Source organism: Laspinema sp. D2d (assembly GCF_025370755.1).
GTDB lineage: Bacteria > Cyanobacteriota > Cyanobacteriia > Cyanobacteriales > Laspinemataceae > Laspinema.
The window spans coordinates 218432-236614 of the sequence record NZ_JAMXFC010000001.1; the positions used below are offsets into that span (position 1 = coordinate 218432).

Annotated in this window: 16 protein-coding genes; 8 read left to right on the plus strand and 8 right to left on the minus strand. The window is 48.6% G+C overall.

What is annotated here, in order from left to right; genetic code table 11:
* Nucleotides 1-375 precede the first annotated feature (375 nt).
* Nucleotides 376-612: a hypothetical protein gene (locus NG796_RS00960; protein WP_261204041.1), complete on the minus strand. Its 237-nt coding sequence runs from the start codon at nt 610-612 to the stop codon at nt 376-378.
* Nucleotides 613-1291: 679 nt separating this feature from the next.
* Here NG796_RS00960 and NG796_RS00965 point away from each other — a divergent pair.
* Nucleotides 1292-1927, plus strand: coding sequence for an LAGLIDADG endonuclease (locus tag NG796_RS00965; RefSeq protein WP_261204042.1), 636 nt, complete (start codon nt 1292-1294; stop codon nt 1925-1927).
* 184 nt (nt 1928-2111) lie between these two features.
* Nucleotides 2112-2720, plus strand: coding sequence for a YdcF family protein (locus NG796_RS00970; RefSeq protein WP_261204043.1), 609 nt, complete (start codon nt 2112-2114; stop codon nt 2718-2720).
* A gap of 440 nt (nt 2721-3160) precedes the next feature.
* Here NG796_RS00970 and NG796_RS00975 read toward each other — a convergent pair whose 3' ends face one another.
* The 4 genes from NG796_RS00975 to plsX all read right to left on the minus strand — a co-directional run bounded on the left by NG796_RS00975 (nt 3161) and on the right by plsX (nt 7188).
* Nucleotides 3161-3799, minus strand: a complete 639-nt coding sequence (locus NG796_RS00975; protein WP_261204044.1) for a lysophospholipid acyltransferase family protein — start codon at nt 3797-3799, stop codon at nt 3161-3163.
* Nucleotides 3800-3965: 166 nt separating this feature from the next.
* Nucleotides 3966-4847 carry an ACP S-malonyltransferase gene (gene fabD / locus NG796_RS00980; protein ID WP_261204045.1) on the minus strand — a complete coding sequence of 294 codons (882 nt, stop codon included), beginning with the start codon at nt 4845-4847 and terminating at the stop codon, nt 3966-3968.
* Between the two features lie 177 nt (nt 4848-5024).
* Entirely contained in the window at nt 5025-6023 is a 999-nt protein-coding gene (locus NG796_RS00985) for a beta-ketoacyl-ACP synthase III (RefSeq protein WP_261204046.1), read from the minus strand.
* A gap of 97 nt (nt 6024-6120) precedes the next feature.
* On the minus strand, nt 6121-7188 hold the full coding sequence (gene plsX, locus NG796_RS00990; protein WP_261204047.1) for a phosphate acyltransferase PlsX: 1068 nt from the start codon (nt 7186-7188) through the stop codon (nt 6121-6123).
* A gap of 266 nt (nt 7189-7454) precedes the next feature.
* Between plsX and NG796_RS00995 the strand changes: the two genes are divergently transcribed.
* The 5 genes from NG796_RS00995 (at nt 7455) to NG796_RS01015 (ending at nt 15119) form a co-directional block, all read left to right on the plus strand.
* Entirely contained in the window at nt 7455-8771 is a 1317-nt protein-coding gene (locus NG796_RS00995; protein ID WP_261204048.1) for a D-alanyl-D-alanine carboxypeptidase, read from the plus strand.
* Nucleotides 8772-9228: 457 nt separating this feature from the next.
* On the plus strand, nt 9229-12207 hold the full coding sequence (gene pruA / locus NG796_RS01000) for an L-glutamate gamma-semialdehyde dehydrogenase (RefSeq protein WP_261204049.1): 2979 nt from the start codon (nt 9229-9231) through the stop codon (nt 12205-12207).
* Between the two features lie 336 nt (nt 12208-12543).
* Complete coding sequence (folD, locus tag NG796_RS01005) at nt 12544-13422, plus strand: bifunctional methylenetetrahydrofolate dehydrogenase/methenyltetrahydrofolate cyclohydrolase FolD (protein WP_261204153.1); 879 nt, start codon at nt 12544-12546, stop codon at nt 13420-13422.
* Nucleotides 13423-13721: 299 nt separating this feature from the next.
* Nucleotides 13722-14648, plus strand: a complete 927-nt coding sequence (gene crtE, locus NG796_RS01010; protein WP_261204050.1) for a geranylgeranyl diphosphate synthase CrtE — start codon at nt 13722-13724, stop codon at nt 14646-14648.
* A gap of 15 nt (nt 14649-14663) precedes the next feature.
* Nucleotides 14664-15119, plus strand: coding sequence for a divergent PAP2 family protein (locus NG796_RS01015; protein WP_261204051.1), 456 nt, complete (start codon nt 14664-14666; stop codon nt 15117-15119).
* Nucleotides 15120-15207: 88 nt separating this feature from the next.
* On the opposite strand, the gene NG796_RS01020 is transcribed toward NG796_RS01015, so the two are convergent.
* The 3 genes from NG796_RS01020 to NG796_RS01030 all read right to left on the minus strand — a co-directional run bounded on the left by NG796_RS01020 (nt 15208) and on the right by NG796_RS01030 (nt 17257).
* A complete protein-coding gene (locus NG796_RS01020) occupies nt 15208-15879 on the minus strand; it encodes a hypothetical protein (protein WP_261204052.1) in 672 nt (223 codons plus the stop codon).
* A 55-nt stretch (nt 15880-15934) separates the two neighbouring features.
* On the minus strand, nt 15935-16258 hold the full coding sequence (locus NG796_RS01025; protein WP_261204154.1) for an MgPME-cyclase complex family protein: 324 nt from the start codon (nt 16256-16258) through the stop codon (nt 15935-15937).
* Nucleotides 16259-16537: 279 nt separating this feature from the next.
* Nucleotides 16538-17257 carry a pyridoxine 5'-phosphate synthase gene (locus tag NG796_RS01030; RefSeq protein WP_261204053.1) on the minus strand — a complete coding sequence of 240 codons (720 nt, stop codon included), beginning with the start codon at nt 17255-17257 and terminating at the stop codon, nt 16538-16540.
* A 316-nt stretch (nt 17258-17573) separates the two neighbouring features.
* Here NG796_RS01030 and NG796_RS01035 point away from each other — a divergent pair, with 316 nt between their 5' ends.
* Entirely contained in the window at nt 17574-18107 is a 534-nt protein-coding gene (locus NG796_RS01035) for a YcxB family protein (protein ID WP_261204054.1), read from the plus strand.
* Nucleotides 18108-18183 lie beyond the last annotated feature (76 nt).

Consider the following 18183-nt stretch of genomic DNA (forward strand, 5'->3'; position numbering starts at 1 on the left):
GTTTGATGCACGCTAGGACGAATAAGCCCCTCGGTTATCCCCGGTATTATAGGGGGTGATGGGTCTAATCCTTTGGGGGTTTTACCCCTTACTGGATTTTTTTCCACAAGACACCACCGATGGCACTGGGGTCCGGAATTTTAGAGCAATCTCCAATATCAAGCTGCTCTAGCCGGATTCCTTAAAAAATTCTAAAAATGATAGCATATCCAGTTTAAGGAAACTTCCAGGGGTGGCGATCGCCGCTTCACCCTGACCGGATCCCTTGATGTGGCGATTCTGGCAAATCTGCAATCCTTAATTAGCAATTTTTATCAGCCGAGTTTTTGCACTCAGAAATCAACGCCGCCCCCAAATAGGGCGGAACCCTATCGGTTATCCTGCCTGCCGAGATGCCTGGTTTATCCTATCCTCAGCGGTGGTCTTGTAGCGGATCACCCTAGACTGCTGCTTAATTCGCCCGGACATACTGGCGTGCTGTAGGGTCATAAAGGCATTCAAGTCTTCCAAATCATATTTGGTACTCAGCAGATCTCTAAGCTGATCTTCAGCTTCTATGGTCAGATAACCCATTGTCAAGGCTTGTTGCACGATGTCCCGGATACGAATCATAGTCAGGTTCCCTCTTCTTTCCTTTGATGACTGTAGTATCGCCTTTTGCTCAAAGCTTCTCAGTGACGAGTATTTCCTGATTTATGTGATGTTTCCTCCCCTGGGTAGTGAGGCGTTTTCCCGTTTTCAGGTGACGAAACCAAACTCGTGATGTGATGCCGATCGCAACCCCATCCCTTGTTACCTTCCCATCGACCCAGATTTCTTCCTCCTTGGGGAGGGGATTGGCGGGGATCAAGGACACTCGCTGGGACGAGGCGATCGCCCCGCCCGCTTCTAGGTTCAGACCTGGAATCCATGAAAAATCAAGGATTTGTAGGCGATCGGCCCATCCCAGTAAAACTCTCTAAACCCGCAAAAAAGCAGACGAGTTGTCCCCAGTTCTGCTACAATTAGTTTAGTCTTGGGGCTGTGGCTCAGTTGGATAGAGCAAGCGCCTCCTGAAGCATCGGGCACCTTGGAGGAAACTCCAGGAGTGAATGTGGTCAAATTCAAGAAAGCCTAAGTCTGAATTCAGCTTTCCAATCAAAGCTAATGCACAGATAAGGTAATCTTGAGCCAAGCCTTTGAATGGCTAAACAACAGCAGACATCGGAAAGAATTAATGTTTGATCCGGTCCTCCTGTGATTCTAGCTGTCAAAGGAAGGTGCAGAGACTGGTTTGAGAGAGCCATTAGAGATGGACTTTAATGTCGCATCCAAAGTAGAACAACGAGGCGTTTTAGTGGGGATGTTATTGGGTCAGGGAAAAAGAAATCAAAACAATTTCTATATTTCCCATCGGGCCACCCAAGAGAATTACGTTTGGTTTAAAAAACAACTTCTCGAACAAATCACCCAACAGCCGGTTAGCATCCGACCTCGAACCACCAACCGGGGAGAGGAACTCCTTTGTTTAGAACCGAAGTTGATTCCCTTAACTCGGGTCTTGGTTAAGAAACTCTATTGCGGCGGGATTAAAACCGTTACGGCTAAGTTTCTAAACCTCTTAACCCCCACTGGAATTGCTTTATGGTTTTTAGACCGAGGGTCCAAGTCCTTTAAAAAAAGGAATGGAAAAATTCACGCCCTAGAAGTGTATTTAAACAACACCTTCTCCGAAAGTGAAAATGAAATCATTATTGATTATTTTTCAGAAATTTGGGGATTTAAGTGGGGGCTGAGTAAAACCTCGGATGGTTATCGACTGAGAATGGGTACTCAAGAAGGAAAACGATTTCTCGCGTTCATCACCCCTTACGTTCCCGACAATCTACGCTATAAAGTACAAACCTCCTCAAACGTAACGGCCACCACCTACGGACCTCCAGTCTAAGGTGAAGGAATAGTCCAGAGAGTGAGGAAACTCACACAAATCTGAAGCGCTAGGTCGCCGGTTCAAATCCGGCCAGTCCCGTTCTCTGTTAGTCTATAGTACGAAAACTTGCACCCGGTTCGTGGATCACGAACTCGGGTGGCTCGTTCGGTGACTACTGAATCAATAGTTGGTAACTTGAGATATGTTGTTGAAGATCTGTCTGAAAGGAAGACTTCACGGGAGTGCAAAAACGAGGCAGTCCCCAGGCAGATCTTTGGTAGGGCTGCTTTTGGGATTGTCCCTGGTAGGCGCGATCGCCTACAAACAAATCAGAAATTATATGGATACCCCCCAAGCCCTGTTAGTCTTGGGGGGGGCTTTAGAGCGAGAAGAATTTGCCGCCGAATTTGCCCGAAAAAATCCTCAATTAGAAATCTGGGTTTCTGGAGGCAGCAATCAAGAATATGCCGAATGGGTCTTTTCCCAAGCGGGAATTGACCTAGAACGGGTGCATTTAGACTATCAAGCCCGGGATACCGTTACCAACTTTACGACCCTCGTTGACCAATTAAAGTCCCAAGGGATTGATAGTGTGTATTTGATTACCTCAGATGATCATATGCGCCGCGCCCAAGTGATTGGGGAGATTGTCTTAGGGAGTCGGGGAATTACGTTCAAGCCCCTACCTGTCCCCTCGGGGCGATCGCCTGAACCCATCGAAAAAACCATTCGCGATGGTGCCCGCGCCATTTTGTGGGTCACCACTGGCTATACCGGGGCCAGTTTTGCCCCCGCCCAGGGGGAGGATTAGTGGGAATGGGGGAGATGGGGGAGATGGGGAGGATGGGGAGGATGGGGAGGATGGGGGAGATGGGGGAGATGGGGGAGACTTACAAAAATAGGTTTTTTACATTTAACTCCATCTCCGGTCCCCTCCCCTTGCTAAGGGGAGGGTTAGGGTGAGGTTCTTTTTGGGCGATCGCTACATAACGCACTGTTTAAAGATTAAGTGCCTGTATGGGTGCTGGTCCAACCTCTTTTTTCGTGACTTGGATCTTGCCACGTCACGAGCACCTCACCCACTAATTCTTCCTGACGGGGCCTGCGCCCCGTCAGGAGGACCCCACCCTAACCCTCCCCTTGCTAAGGGGAGGGGACCGGAGATGGAATTAATCTAATGAGAATCCCCTTGCACGTAAAAAACATACTGTTGTAAGCATCTCCCCCATCCTCCCCATCCCCCTTCTCCCTTCACCGACCTAAATCATGTAACCCATGAATCACTTCAACACAGTGCTGGGTGATCGCCTCCAACTCCTCTCGCTTCGTGGAAGAGGGGGCGGGGATCACCTCGCCAATGCGGATGGTCACTGGAACGGGTTTGGGAATGAGACTCCCTTTTTTGACGATCGCCTGAGTGCCCCAGAGACTCACGGGCAATATAGGGACTTTAGCCTTAGCTGCAATCAGGGCCGCGCCGAGTTTGGGGTTGTGAATGCGACCATCGGGACTACGGGTGCCGTCTAAGAATAGCCCCGTGGCCCAACCGTCTTCTAGGGATGATAATGCCGATCGCATGGCTGCGCGATCGCTCTCTCCTCGACGGACTGGATAGGCCCCATACAAAGAAATCACCTGTTTTAAACCCGGAACCTGAAATAACTCTTCCTTTGCCATAAAAGCAACGGGACGATTCATACAGCTAGCCAGAATCGGAGGGTCGTAATCACTGGCATGATTGCTCACCACCACCAGAGGGCCGGACAGGGGCACATTTTGAGCGCCATAAATCCGCCCCCAAAAGTAGGTATGCAGCATGGGGCTAATCACAGACCACTTCAACAAGTTATACAGAATTAAGCTGGAAACAGGTTCGCGGGTTTTTTCCACAAGAAATGAGCAATCAACAATGAGGAATGGGAACTGAGGAATGAATACAAAATCCGGCTGTCAAAGACCTGTTTTCTCCATTAGCCCGCCTGCGCAGGCTTCCTCCGCTTTCCTCCCCACCCTTCAGGGTGCGGGTTAAAACAAACTGCGTCTGTTTTGGAGGAAATTAGGCCGGTAAGTCAGCCGCTGTGCTGACATTCTCGACGGCTAAATCGGAACAGGCGCGTTTGATTAAATTAGCCAAAACCTTGCCCGGTCCAATTTCGACCACGCTTTCGATGCCTTCTTGGGGGAGTTGTAACATGATTTCCCGCCAGCGCACCGAACCTGTCATCTGCTTGGAGAGACGCTGTTTTAACGCCTCAGCTTTGGTTTCCGGGGTGGGGTCAGTATTGGACAGAACCGGAACTAGGGCATCAGTAAAGGGAACCGCATCGAGAGCATTTTGGAATTGAGCTTGTGCGGGTTCCATGAAGGGGGAATGATAGGCCCCGGCGACATTTAATTTGACTGCCCGTTTGACTTTGATGGCGGCAATTACGGACTCTACCGCTTCGGGAGTCCCAGAAATGACTACCTGTCCATCGCTGTTGTCATTGGCGAGGACGACATCGGGAGTGGCACTAATTTGAGCATCAAGCTGTTCCCGGTTGAAGCCTATGAGGGCCGTCATTTGACCCCCGGCGACGGTATTCATTAATTCAGCGCGATATTTGACCAGTTGTAAACCGGCTTCAAAGTCAAAGACACCGGCAGCATAGAGGGCGACATATTCGCCTAAACTATGACCGGCAACGAGGTCGGGTTGTTGCTGGCGATCGCGCATTAAATCAACCAGAATGCTTTCGACAACATAGAGACTCGGTTGCGTGTAGAGACTGCTGCTGAGTTTATCTTCGGCGTTGGTGCAAATGTCCAAAACGGACCAGCCGAGAATCGTCTCAGCGGCGGCATATTTTTCTTGAGCAATGGGTAGGTTTGCTAAATCTACACCCATGCCTAGGGCTTGGGAACCCTGTCCCGGAAACACCCATGCTGTTTTCGTCATTCGTCAATTTTTCGTGGTTATTAGGTCAAGAAAGAGTAGGGTAAAGAACTGGGTTCATACCCCATTTGGTTTTTAAAAGTCTGTTTGCTCCTAATCCGCTCTGATCCCCTCGCAGGAAAGCCTCCAGCCTTTGCGAATGGAACGCGACCCTGGGTGTGGGGGGTAGAACTTGATCGGTTAACCCCATTCAAAAATGGCAGAACCCCAAGTCAGTCCCGCACCAAAACCGGCAGCGGCAATGACATCGCCGGGTTTAATTTTGCCTTCGCGCACGGCTTCATCCAAGGCGATCGGGATAGAAGCGGCGGAGGTGTTGCCATAGTTGGCGAGATTGCCCAGGACTTTATGAGTGGGAATCTTGAGTCTGACGGCGACGGCATCGAGAATGCGTTGATTGGCTTGATGGAGCAACAGCCAGTCTACGCGATCGACGTCGATATCGGCGCGATGTAAGGCTTTTTCAATCACTTCCGGCACTCGTTTAACGGCGAAGCGGTAGACCTCTTTGCCGTTCATTTCGATGAATTGGTAGGAGCCTTGGCCGACGGACAGGGTAGGAGTGAGGGCTTTTTCCTGGGGTTGGAAAGCCAGAGTCAGACAGTCATTTTGACTGCCATCACTGCACAACTCAAAACCGAGGAGGCGATCGCGAGTGGTATTGGCTTGCATAACCACAGCCCCCGCGCCATCGCCAAAGAGAATACAGGTGCGGCGATCGCCCCAATCCACCCAGCGCGAGAGGATATCTGCCCCAATAACGAGGACATTTTTGTAGACCCCCGTGCGGATAAATTGGGCAGCGGTGACCATCCCAAACAGAAACCCAGAACAGGCAGCGGTGAGGTCGAAGGCGACGGCCCGAGTTGCACCTAGATTGGCCTGAATTTTGGAAGCACTCCCAAACAGGTCATCTGCCGTCGAAGTCGCCAGAACAATCAAATCCAGGTCCGTGGGTTGGAGACCCGACATGGCGACTGCCTTGAATGCCGCCTGAGTCGCCAATTCCGTGAGGGATTCTGTCACAGAAGCCACCCGTCGGGCCTGAATTCCCGTGCGAGACTCAATCCACTCATCGGAAGTCTCCACCATCTGACACAGCGCTTGATTGTCTAGGACGTTCGCTGGAGTCGCTGAACCGCTTCCTGTAATTGCAATGCCTACCCCTATTTCTTTCAAACTGATTCTCCCTCGGTCGGTTCTTGAGTCATACGCGGTTGTTTAGAGTATCCAAAGGCGCGATCGCAGCCGGATCGGTGCCCTCAACGTTCAGCCATCAACTTTCAGCCGTCGGTTCGGGTACTGTCGTGAGCTGCTTTTGGGATTCAAACTGAGACTGCATCCGATCAAGCACATTGTGATCGATCGCATCCTTTGCCAAGCGAATCGCATTATAAACCGTGGGGCCTTGGGAACTCCCATGCGTAATAATGCAAATTCCGGCTACTCCCAATAATAAGCCCCCACCCCGTTCGACGTGATCAACCCGTTGCTTAAACCGTTTCAGACTCGGTTTTAACAGGGTAACCCCCATTTTCCCCATGATGCCCTGGGTCAACTCTTCTTTGAGAATGTTTAAAACAATTTCCCCAAGCCCTTCAGCGAACTTCAAGACGACATTGCCGACAAAGCCATCACAGACGATGACATCAAAGTTACCCGACAGAATGTCGCGACCCTCCGCATTCCCAAAAAAGGGAACCAGTGGATTGTCAACCAACATCTGATGGGTGCGAACGGCCTGATCGTTGCCCTTGGAGGGTTCTTCCCCGATATTGAGGAGTCCGACCTTGGGTTCGTCTACCCCCAAAACGTATTGGCTGTAAATCGTTCCCATTACCGCAAACTGTTCCAGGAACTTGGGACGACAGTCCACATTCGCCCCTACATCCAAAATCAGAACGGATTTATTGGGAACAATAGTCGGAAAAATGGCACCAATAGCTGGCCGGTCAATTCCGGGCAGCCGCCCCAAATGTAATAGGGCCGCTGCCATTGCCGCACCGGAGTGCCCTGCTGAAACAATGGCCTGAGCTTGGTTTTTCTTCACCAATTCCATAGCCACTCGAATGGAAGCATTGCGCTTCCGTTTTAAAGCGCTTAAAGGCTCCTCGTGCATTTCCACCACTTCATCAGCCGGAATAATTTCCACCTGATTCAGATTGGGGAAATTGGCGTCTTTTTGATGTTCTTTGATGCAGGAGTCGATCTTTTCAGGATCGCCGACCAAAATAACATCTACGTCCAACTCAGAGGCGGCTTGAAGCGCACCCGTAACGATTGCTGCAGGGGCATTATCCCCGCCCATAGCATCTATAGCGATCCGTGCCCGTGAAGATCCCATTGATCGAAGTCATAGAAACCTTACAAATTTTACCAGAAGCCTTAAACCATCGCATAACTCTTCTGAATCGTTTCTGGGGATAATTTTTTTTCAGGGGATTCCTGGGGGCAAGGGGCTACGGGGTGCAGCTTTAGAAATCCTAGTTTAGAAGCGAAATCTGGGTTTTAATCCGGTGGCGATCGCCCCCATGATTTCAGGCGTCTTTTTAGGGTATCGCGTACAAAACCTTGTAAAAAGGATAAAGAACGCTTTACGAATTTGTGGTAATGCTGGATTTACTTAGTTCCGGTTTGCTCTCGGTGTGGTTGGATATGACGGGGCTAAAACTCCCTCGGGAAAATGCCGTGGAGTTAGTCCTAGGACCCGCGATTCCCGGCCATGTTCTGGCGGAAATCGGCGATCCACCCACCGAACAACAGGTACAGCAATACTTGCAGGGATTGGTCACCAAGGGCCTCCCGGCTGAAGGTCAAGGGGTCTGGGTGCAATCGAGTCATCAACTCCTCGCCAATCACCAGGGGACTGTTCCCCTCCCTGCTGCTTCAATTACGAAAGTCGCCACCTCTTTAGCTGCTTTATTAACTTGGGATATTGATCACCAATTTGAAATCCTGATTGGGACCAAGGGTAAAATTGTGGATGGGGTCTTGCAAGGGGATTTGATTGTCACGGGAGGAGATGACCCCTTTTTTATTTGGGAAGAGGCGATCGTCCTGGGAAATACCCTCAATCAAATGGGAATTCGTCAAGTGACGGGTAATTTAATTATTACCGGCAACTTTTCGATGAATTTTTATGAGAATCCCGAGGTGAGTGCTGAAATGTTGCGAGAGGCAATCAATGAGAGTCTCTGGACTGAGGAGGCGGCCCATGCCTATTGGCAAATGGCACCGGGGACGCCGAAACCCCAGGTGGCGATCGCCGGACAAATTGCGATCGCCTCCCAACCCATTTCCAACCAAACCCTCTTAGTCCGCCATCGGTCCTTGCCCTTGCGTGATCTGTTGCAACAAATGAATATTTATAGCAACAATGTCATGGCCCAAATGTTAGCTGATGCCTTGGGCGGTGTCAACCAAGTTCGGAAACTTTCCTCAGAAGCTGCCGGAGTTCCCCTATCAGAAATTCAACTGATTAATGGGTCCGGTTTAGGACAAGAAAACCAAATTTCTCCCCGGGCGGCTTGTGGAATGTTTATGGCAATTCAACAACTTTTACAACCGCAAAACCTCAATTTAAGTGACCTTTTTCCCGTCGCGGGTCGAGATGGCGGAACAATGGACTACCGAGAGATTCCAGGCGGTGCAGTTGTGAAAACTGGCACTTTATGGGATGTCAGCGCCCTTGCTGGAATCCTCCCCACCCAAGATAAAGGCTGGATTTGTTTTGCGATTCTCAATCGAGGCAATTATTTAGAAGGATTTCGACAAGAACAAGATAAACTCTTAACCCAATTTTTGCAGACCTGGCATACCACTCTCCTTCCTCCGTCAGCAGTCCACAACCTGTTTAACGGATATTCTAGTCAAGGACATTTAGATGCCGTGCAACGCAATGAAATTCTTTTTGAATATGGGGGGTAACCTCTTACAAAATCACTCCCTTTCAAAGAATTTTAAGGTTCTTAGTCCCGTACCCAGTTAAGAAACCGGGTTTCTTCCTACCCTTTGTGACACTTAGCAAAAACTCCGCAAGAAACCCGGTTTTTGGTCCTCCTAACAAGTTGAAAAAACCGGGTTTTTTCCTACCCTTTGTGATAATTAGCAAAAACTCCGCAAGAAACCCGGTTTCTGGTCCCTTGCTAGGGGACTGCAAAAAATAATCTTCAATCTTCAAAAATTATCACGAATTTATTGCATGAAATCGGGCTAAAATTCGTTACTAACCTGAGTAGAAATGCTAGAAACATTCATCTTTCAACTGGAATTTTTCTTGAAGAAAACTTCAAAAAAAGCTATAATATTGAGTTTGGCAGTCAAAGGCGCGATCGCGTCGGAGACCTGACCCATCATCTAGCCTCAAAAAAGGGTAAAGTCAGCCGTGGTAGTACAAGCGTCCAAAAACACAACCTACGAAGCCAAAACTCAAGAAATTGCCAAGCAACTCCTGGCGGCAACTCAGGAAAAGCGCTCGTTTTTTGCCCAATTGCAAGACCAAATGCGTTGGGATGATAAAATACTCGATTGGGCGATGAGCAACCCCGGTTTACGGGTCCAGCTATTTCGCTTTATTGACTGTCTCCCCGCATTACGAAGCAAACCAGAAATTGCCCGTCACTTACAAGAATATTTAACCGTCGAAGAAGTTGAACTCCCTGACACCCTTAAAAAACTGATTGGGTTTAGTGGAGGGGACTCAGTTCCGGGTCAAATTGCAGCCACCACCGTATCTACGGCTGTAGAAACCTTGGCGCAAAAATACATTTCTGGGGAAAATATTAAGCAAGCCCTCAAAACCATTGAACGTCTGCGAAAAGACAAAATGGCGTTTACAATGGACTTGCTTGGGGAAGCGGTAATTACGGAAGCAGAGGCACAATCTTATCTGGAACGCTACCTAGATTTGATGACTCAGCTTACCGATGTAGCTAAGAAATGGTCTAAAGTTCCTCAAATTGATGAAGCGGATGGGGAAACTATTCCCCAAGTGCAGGTTTCTGTCAAATTAACGGCATTTTATTCCCAATTTGACCCGATTGATGCTGAGGGCAGTGAAGCGCGGGTTATCGATCGCATTCGGACCCTCCTGCGTCACGCTAAAACAGTCGGGGCAGCGGTCCATTTTGATATGGAACAGTATCATTATAAAGACCTCACCCTGTCCATTCTCAAGCGATTGCTAATGGAAGAAGAATTCCGCAGTCGCACAGATATCGGAGTTACCTTGCAAGCTTATTTACGCGATAGCAAACAAGATTTGCAAGGCTTGATTGACTGGGCGAAAGAACGGGGAAATCCGGTTACGGTACGTCTGGTTAAAGGGGCGTATTGGGACCAGGAAACCATTAAAGCAATTCAAAAACATTGGCCGCAACCTGTTTATAACGACAAAGCAGCAACCGATGTTAATTTTGAACAAATGACCGAATTGCTGCTAGAAAATCATGACTATTTGTATGCCGCAATCGGGTCTCATAATGTCCGATCGCAAGCCCATGCGATCGCCATTGCCCAAACTCTGAATATCCCGCGCCGTCGCTTTGAAATGCAAGTGCTTTACGGGATGGGAGATAAACTCGCAAAAGCCTTAGTGCAACAAGGATATCGAGTGCGCGTTTATTGTCCTTATGGGGATTTACTTCCCGGGATGGCATATCTCATTCGCCGCTTGTTGGAAAATACCGCAAATAGTTCATTTGTACGGCAAAGTCAGGAAGATCGCCCAATTGAAACTTTAATCGGACCCCCGCAAGCGAACGGAGATGAGGCGATCGCTATTCACAATAAAGCCTTACCCAATGCTGCACCCGATCGCGATTTTGCGGATACCAAAGAACGGCAAGAAGCAGCAGCCGCTTTAGCCTCGGTTCGTCAACAATTGGGTAAAATTTATTTGCCTTTAATTAATGGCGATCGCGTTAATGCACCGAATACCGTAAACTCTGTTAATCCCTCCAATCCCAGCGAAGTAATTGGCAAAATTGGGTTAATGTCTGTGGAACAAGCGGATCAGGCGATCGCTGCTGCAAAATCCGCCTTAACTCAATGGCGTACCACCCCCGCAGGCGATCGGGCAAACTTGCTTCGCAAAGCCGGAGAGTTAATGGAAAAACGCCGCCATGAATTATCCGCTTGGATGGTATTAGAAGTCGGCAAACCCTTACGGGAATGTGATGCAGAAATCTCCGAAGGAATTGATTTTTGTCGTTACTATGCCGATGAAATGGAACGACTCAATAGCGGGGTGAATTACGATGTCGCCGGAGAAACCAACCGCTATCATTATCAACCCCGGGGAATTACCGTTGTTATTTCTCCCTGGAATTTCCCCTTTGCCATTCCCGTTGGGATGACAGTTGCTTCGTTAGTTGCTGGAAATTGCACCTTGTTAAAACCGGCGGAAGTTTCATCGGTAATCGCGGCTAAATTTGCAGAAATTTTAGTGGAAGCGGGAATTCCATCGGGAGTTTTTCAATATATTCCCTGTAAAGGTTCAAGCGTGGGTTCTCATTTAGTGAAACATCCGGATGTCAATACCATTGTGTTTACCGGATCCCAAGAAGTTGGCTGTCAAATTTATGCCGAAGCGGCGATTTTGCAACCGGGACAAAAACACCTGAAAAAGGTAATTGCCGAAATGGGTGGCAAAAATGCCGTGATTGTCGATGAAAGTGCGGACCTCGATCCAGCAGTGGCAGGGGTAGTGCAATCAGCATTTGGATACAGTGGACAGAAATGTTCCGCTTGTTCACGGGTAATTGTGTTAGAACCCGTCTATGAAACCTTTGTGAATCGGTTAGTAGAAGCCACGCGATCGCTGAATGTTGGGGTAGCAGAGGAACCGAGTACCCAAGTTGGACCTGTGATTGATGCCAATGCGCGCGATCGCATTCAAGGTTATATTGCCAAAGGAAAAGCCGAGGCGGAATTAGTCCTAGAAATGGCGGTTCCTGAGACAGGGTATTTTATTGGACCGACGATTTTTAGTAATGTGAAACCCGATGCTGCGATCGCCCAAGAAGAGATTTTTGGTCCCGTATTATCGGTGATTCGCGCTAAAGATTTCGATGAAGCGTTAGAGATTGCCAATGGGACAAATTTTGCCCTAACGGGCGGGTTATATTCCCGGACTCCTTCTCATATTGAACGCGCATACGCTGAGTTTGAAGTAGGCAATCTCTATATTAACCGAGGCATTACCGGGGCGATCGTGGCGCGGCAGCCTTTTGGTGGATTTAAGCTGTCTGGGGTGGGTTCTAAAGCAGGAGGACCGGATTACCTGTTACAATTTTTAGAACCCCGTCATGTAAGCGAAAACGTCCAGCGGCAAGGATTTGCACCGATTGAGGGCGTGGATTAATAAAAATTAAAAAGTCTTGCAGACTAGCAGGGTTTTAAAACCCTGCTAGTTAGTGCGATGCAAGATTTCTTGGGCTATGAAAAGGAAAAGAACAACTTCAGTCGTTACTACGAACATCTCCCCCATCTCCCCCATCCTCCCCATCCTCCCCATCCTCCCCATCTCCCCCATCCTCCCCATCTCCCCCAACCTCCCCATCTCCCCCATCTCCCCCAACCTCCCCATCTCCCCCATCTCCCCCAACCTCCCCATCTCCCCGATCCAGACTATGAGACAATCAAGAAAGCAATATTCACCGCTGTAGCCGGAGTGTTCGAGCAACTCCCAAGCCTAACCATGACCAAAACAGCCGTTATCATAGACGGGAAAGCCGTCGCTGAAAAGATTCAAGGCCAACTGCGATCGCAGGTGGAGGCGTTAGTACAGAAAGCCAGTCGCCCACCTGGGTTGGCGGTTCTGATGGTGGGGGATAATCCTGCCTCTGCTGCTTATGTTCGTAATAAGGAACGGTCCTGTGGGAAAGTTGGAATCGCCTCATACGGACGGCATTTCCCCAAGGAAACGACTCAAGAAGAATTAATGGAGGCGATCGCCGAACTCAACGAAGATGATCGCGTAGATGGAATTTTGGTGCAACTCCCCTTACCGAACCATCTGGATATGGTTGCTGCCATTAATCATATCCATCCCGATAAAGATGTGGATGGATTGCACCCGGTGAATTTGGGACGGTTGATGCGCGGGGAACCGGGATTATGTAGTTGCACTCCGGCTGGGGTGATGGCCCTACTCAGAGAGTATGGGATTGATCCCAAAGGCAAACAGGCGACAATTGTCGGGCGCAGTATCCTAGTGGGGAAACCGATCGCCTTAATGTTATTGGCAGCGGATGCCACCGTCACAATGGCGCATTCGCGATCGCCGGATTTAGGTGCAATTACCCGCAATGCAGATATCCTAGTCGTCGCCGTCGGACGTCCGGAACTGATCACTGGTGATATGGTCAAACCCGGTGCCGTTGTTATCGATGTTGGCATCAACCGAGTCACCGATTATGAAGGGAAATCTAGACTAACTGGAGATGTGAACTATGATTCAGCCACCCATGTTGCCGGATTTATTACCCCAGTTCCAGGAGGGGTGGGACCGATGACGGTCACACTCCTGCTGCAAAATACGGTAGAAAGTTATATTCGGCGGTTGGGACTCGGGTAAAAACGAGATTTTGAAAGCGGGGGTTTTGAGGGGTTGATTAAAAATTAGCCTATCAGAACTCCCGCTTTCCGCGTATCTTTTTTCTCAAAAATTCCAGTGGGAAAAATACCTCAAACCCTTACAATAGGTTGAGACTCAAGGCAGTGCAAGCGGCCAAAGTTACCCCGGTTACCCGGTTTAGGGTCCGTCGCCTAGATCACTTGTAACGGGGGTCAAAAGCAGCGTAAGCTCATCATCAACACCAACCGCCTCCAGCGGTGGAATCGTCAGCTCATAAGACAAGTACGAGGAAGGAAGGGATGGTTTTAACCAATGATACGGATTCCGTAAGGACACAATCCGAATTTGATTTATCAACGTATTTAGGGGAACGGCAGGCTTTGGTAGAAGCCGCACTGGACCAATCTCTGCCGATCAAGCCCCCGGAAACAATTTATGAGGCGATGCGCTATTCCCTGTTGGCGGGTGGTAAGCGTCTGCGTCCAATTTTGTGTTTAGCCAGTTGTGAACTGGTGGGGGGTACGGTGGATATGGCGATGCCAACCGCTTGCGCTTTGGAGATGGTGCATACCATGTCCTTAATCCATGATGACCTTCCGGCGATGGATAATGATGATTACCGTCGGGGTAAGCTGACGAATCATAAGGTTTACGGGGATGATATCGCGATTTTGGCCGGGGATGGGTTGTTGGTGTATGCCTTTGAAGTGGTGGCAACCCAGACTCAGAATGTTCCGGCACCTCGGGTTTTAAAGGCGATCGCTCACTTAGCTCATGCGTTTGGTGCTGATGGCGTGGTTGGGGGTCAAGTTGTCGATATCCAATGCGAAGGCAAGCTAGATACCACGGTAGAAACTCTCCATTTTATCCATACCCATAAAACTGGGGCGTTACTCGAAGCCTGTGTAGTCTGTGGGGCTATTCTGGGAGGCGCTTCGGATGAAGATTTGCAAAAACTCTCGCGCTATGCCCAAAACATTGGGTTAGCCTTTCAGATCATTGATGATATTCTCGATATTACCAAGACTCAGGAAGAGTTGGGCAAAACCGCCGGAAAAGACTTGCAGGCGCAAAAGGCGACTTATCCCAGTATTTGGGGATTAGAAGAATCGACTCGGCAGGCTCAAGCGTTAATTGAGCAAGCTAAGGCAGAACTGGCAAGTTTTGGCACGAAAGCGATACCTCTTCTGACCCTCGCGGATTTTATCACCAACCGCAATAATTAAAAGGCGTAAAACACCATGCAGGAGATCGGCAATATCATCGACAACCGCGTGCTGCTGGTTGCAACTCTAGCTTGTTTGATCGCTCAATCAGCGAAGTTAGCGATCGAATTGGCGAGAAATCGCAAGTTTAATTTTCGCATTCTGGTGGAAACCGGCGGAATGCCCAGTGCTCATTCTGCCTTGGTAACTGCGTTAGCAACGGGCATCGGACAAACGGCAGGTTGGAATAGTACCGAGTTTGCGCTGGCAACAATTTTTGCGGTAATCGTGATGTATGATGCCGCCGGAGTCCGACAAGCGGCGGGAAAGCAAGCACGGATTCTCAACCAAATTGTGGATGAGTTTTTTAGTGATGACCACGAGTTAAATGAAGCCCGTTTGAAGGAACTCCTCGGTCACACTCCGTTTCAGGTGATTGTCGGGGCAATTTTAGGGGTTTGTATTGCCTATATTGCAGGTCAAACCTATTGAATAAACCGAACCGATGGGGCGGATTAAACCCGTTTGAGGCACGTCCGGTTCCCTCCCCGATGTCTGGGGGAAGGGACCGGGGCGTGCATTAGTCCAAGCGAACGGCGTTGTCTAATAAAATCACGTTACTGCCATCCACAACGGTTGCAAAAAAACCGCGATCGCTCAGGGTTTGCAAAATCTGATTGGCCTTGTCTTGTTCACGGGTCACTTCAGCTAACAGATAAGGCCGTTGTCCATAGGATACTAAGCCGATATCGCTTCTCAAGATTTGCCACAACTCCCCAGCAACTTGGGGATTGCTGAAAAAATCCACCAAGACGGCATAACCGTTTCCCAGGGGTTGCGGATTGTAGGCCCCTGCTGAGGGCATGACCGGGAGAGGACTGGGGGTAGCCGCCACACCGACAGGACGGACGACATAAGCGGCAATTCCAACTTGAGAATTGACATACTGCGCCCATTCTTGGGCCTGGTCCGCATTTCCAAACCCCCCAAGACGGGTGACGGTTTCATTCACATAGTTACAAACCGTGGTTTCGATCGCCCCGGGAAGCAATCGCCGAATCTCTTCCTGAGTCGTCAGGGTTGCCGTTGGGACCAGGACCAGATACTCGTCTGGGAGGGGGGGTTGACAGGCTGGATAGGTCGGTTGAGCATGACCATAAGGGGCGCACAGGGTTAACCCACTCAGGGCGAGGAAGGCTGGACTCAACCAGGAGTGCGATCGCTTCAAACAGGTTCTTAGGGATAGCCGCATAGTTTATGATCCCGGGTCTCTCTCCAAGTATTAATCAGGCAGTTTAATGGATTCCTTAACTCCCTTGGGAGGCTAATGGATCGGGAATCGACGCAGAAGGGGCCTGAAATTGGCCGGTCAGCACATATTCCAGACGCAATTTTAACCAGGTGATAAATTGCGGATTAGTCGAAATCACCGCTACGGACGGTTGAGGACATTTGGCTTTCACTTCGGCCATTTCTGGCGCTTCCAGAAAGGCGGGTTGCTTCACTTGCCAAAAATCAATCTCTTTTTCGGTTTCGTGGTAATGTCTAGTCCGTTCTTTGAGTACCTCTTCAAACGGTTCTTCCTCTAATAAGAATTTTTGGCTTGCTAGAACGTAGTGATAAGTTTGCATGGTGGTTGTTGGCTTGTACAAGTCTCGATCGAGTATCGTACAACATTAAAGTAACTCACGCGGAACAAAAATCAATGCCGAACCTTAAACTTAGAGGATTTTCTGGCTAAAGTTTCTCAAAATTATCCCCGGGGTTCGGTGAGAGGTCGGATCCGGACCCCGGGCGATCGCTGAGGGTTTTTCCCCCTTGCCTCGATTAGATTATCCCCTCAAATTTCATCCCAATCTCTACTCTTTATCTCGGAAAATCCCCTAAAATTGCTTGTTTTCTAGGGTTGATTAATGGCCTTGCATGGCTTGTTTCATTTCTCGAACCGCCCGTTCTAATCCGACTAAAACAGCGCGTGCGATAATGGTATGACCGATATTCAGTTCTTCCATTCCTAATAGATGGGCGATGGGATAAACGTTCCAATAAGTCAGTCCATGTCCGGCATTAACACGCAACCCGGAAGAGATAGCCTGGTTACAACCTTCGCTTAAAATCGCTAATTCTCGATCGCGTTCGGCTTCGGTTTTGGCTTCTGCATATTGTCCGGTATGCAGTTCAATAAATTGCGCTTTGACTTGAACTGAGGCGTCAATTTGAGCGCGATCGGCATCAATAAATAAACTGACGGGAATTCCTGCTGATTGTAAGGTATCTACCACTCCTTCCATGCGATCGCGTTGTCCAGCGACATCCAGTCCGCCTTCCGTGGTCAGTTCTTCTCGTCGTTCCGGAACCAAGGTCACATAATCAGGTTTAATATCCAGAGCAATTTTTACCATTTCGTCCGTCGCCGCCATTTCTAGGTTTAAATGGGTCCGGACGGTTTCACGCAACAGACGAACGTCACGGTCTTGAATATGTCTGCGGTCTTCACGCAAATGCACCGTAATCCCATCGGCACCGGCAAGTTCGACTAAGGTGGCTGCTGCTACGGGATCCGGTTCTACGGTCCCCCGTGCTTGTCGAATGGTGGCAATGTGGTCAATATTAACCCCAAGTGTAGCCAAGGTCAATGTCTCCTGATGTTGTTATTAATGAGTGTTTGATTAATTTTAATCTATGGTGTGTCTCCCTTATTCCCCACGGTCATTAGGGATTAGTCATTGGTGATTGGTGATTGGTCATTTGTAATTTACGGGGGTGAATACTCTATCGACCCATGACCCCTGACTAATTTTTTATAGTCCGATGATCTACACTAGAAAAATCTTCCCACTGGCTTAAGAAGGACTCTTGAAGGTTGAGGCTTAGTTAAGGCATCGATTGAGGAGTCTTTTGTCTATCTTTACCCCCTCAATTTTATCTCATTAATCAAGTGAATTTATGGCAATTTCCCTGGAATTTACGTTAAAGCGTCAAGATTTTGAAGAAAGCCTGATGATTTATACCCAATCCAAGCCCTATTTGCGGTATCTGGGAATTTTACTGACTTACATTCTCCTGATATTATTTGGGTTTTTGGCATTTTTAAAAGTTTATGCTTTAATTAATAATGATATTTATTTTTTAAAAAGGGTAGACCAATCCTTGTTGATTTCTGCCGGTTTTGTTCTGTTCTGCAATCTTAGAGTTTGGCACAAAGCCATGACTTGGTTTATGTGGAAAGTTGCACCGTTTTTAAAAGAGCCTGTTTTTGTTCAAATAGAAGATTCAGGATTCAGTTACAAAAATGCGGTGATGAAAAGCGAAATTGAATGGAGTGCAGTACAGCAGGTGCTTGAATCCAACCAGGTGTTTTTTATTCTTCATAAACTCAAGGCTTCTTATACGCTGCCTAAAAGAAGTTTTACCCCAGAGGATATGAATGAATTCAAGCAAATTTTAGCCGCCAATACGATTCAAATCGAGAGAAAATAGAAGAGGATTAGGAGCATCTCATACCAAATCCGGAGTTCAAAAATCTATTTTGTGTATCAGCCCGCCTACGCAGGCT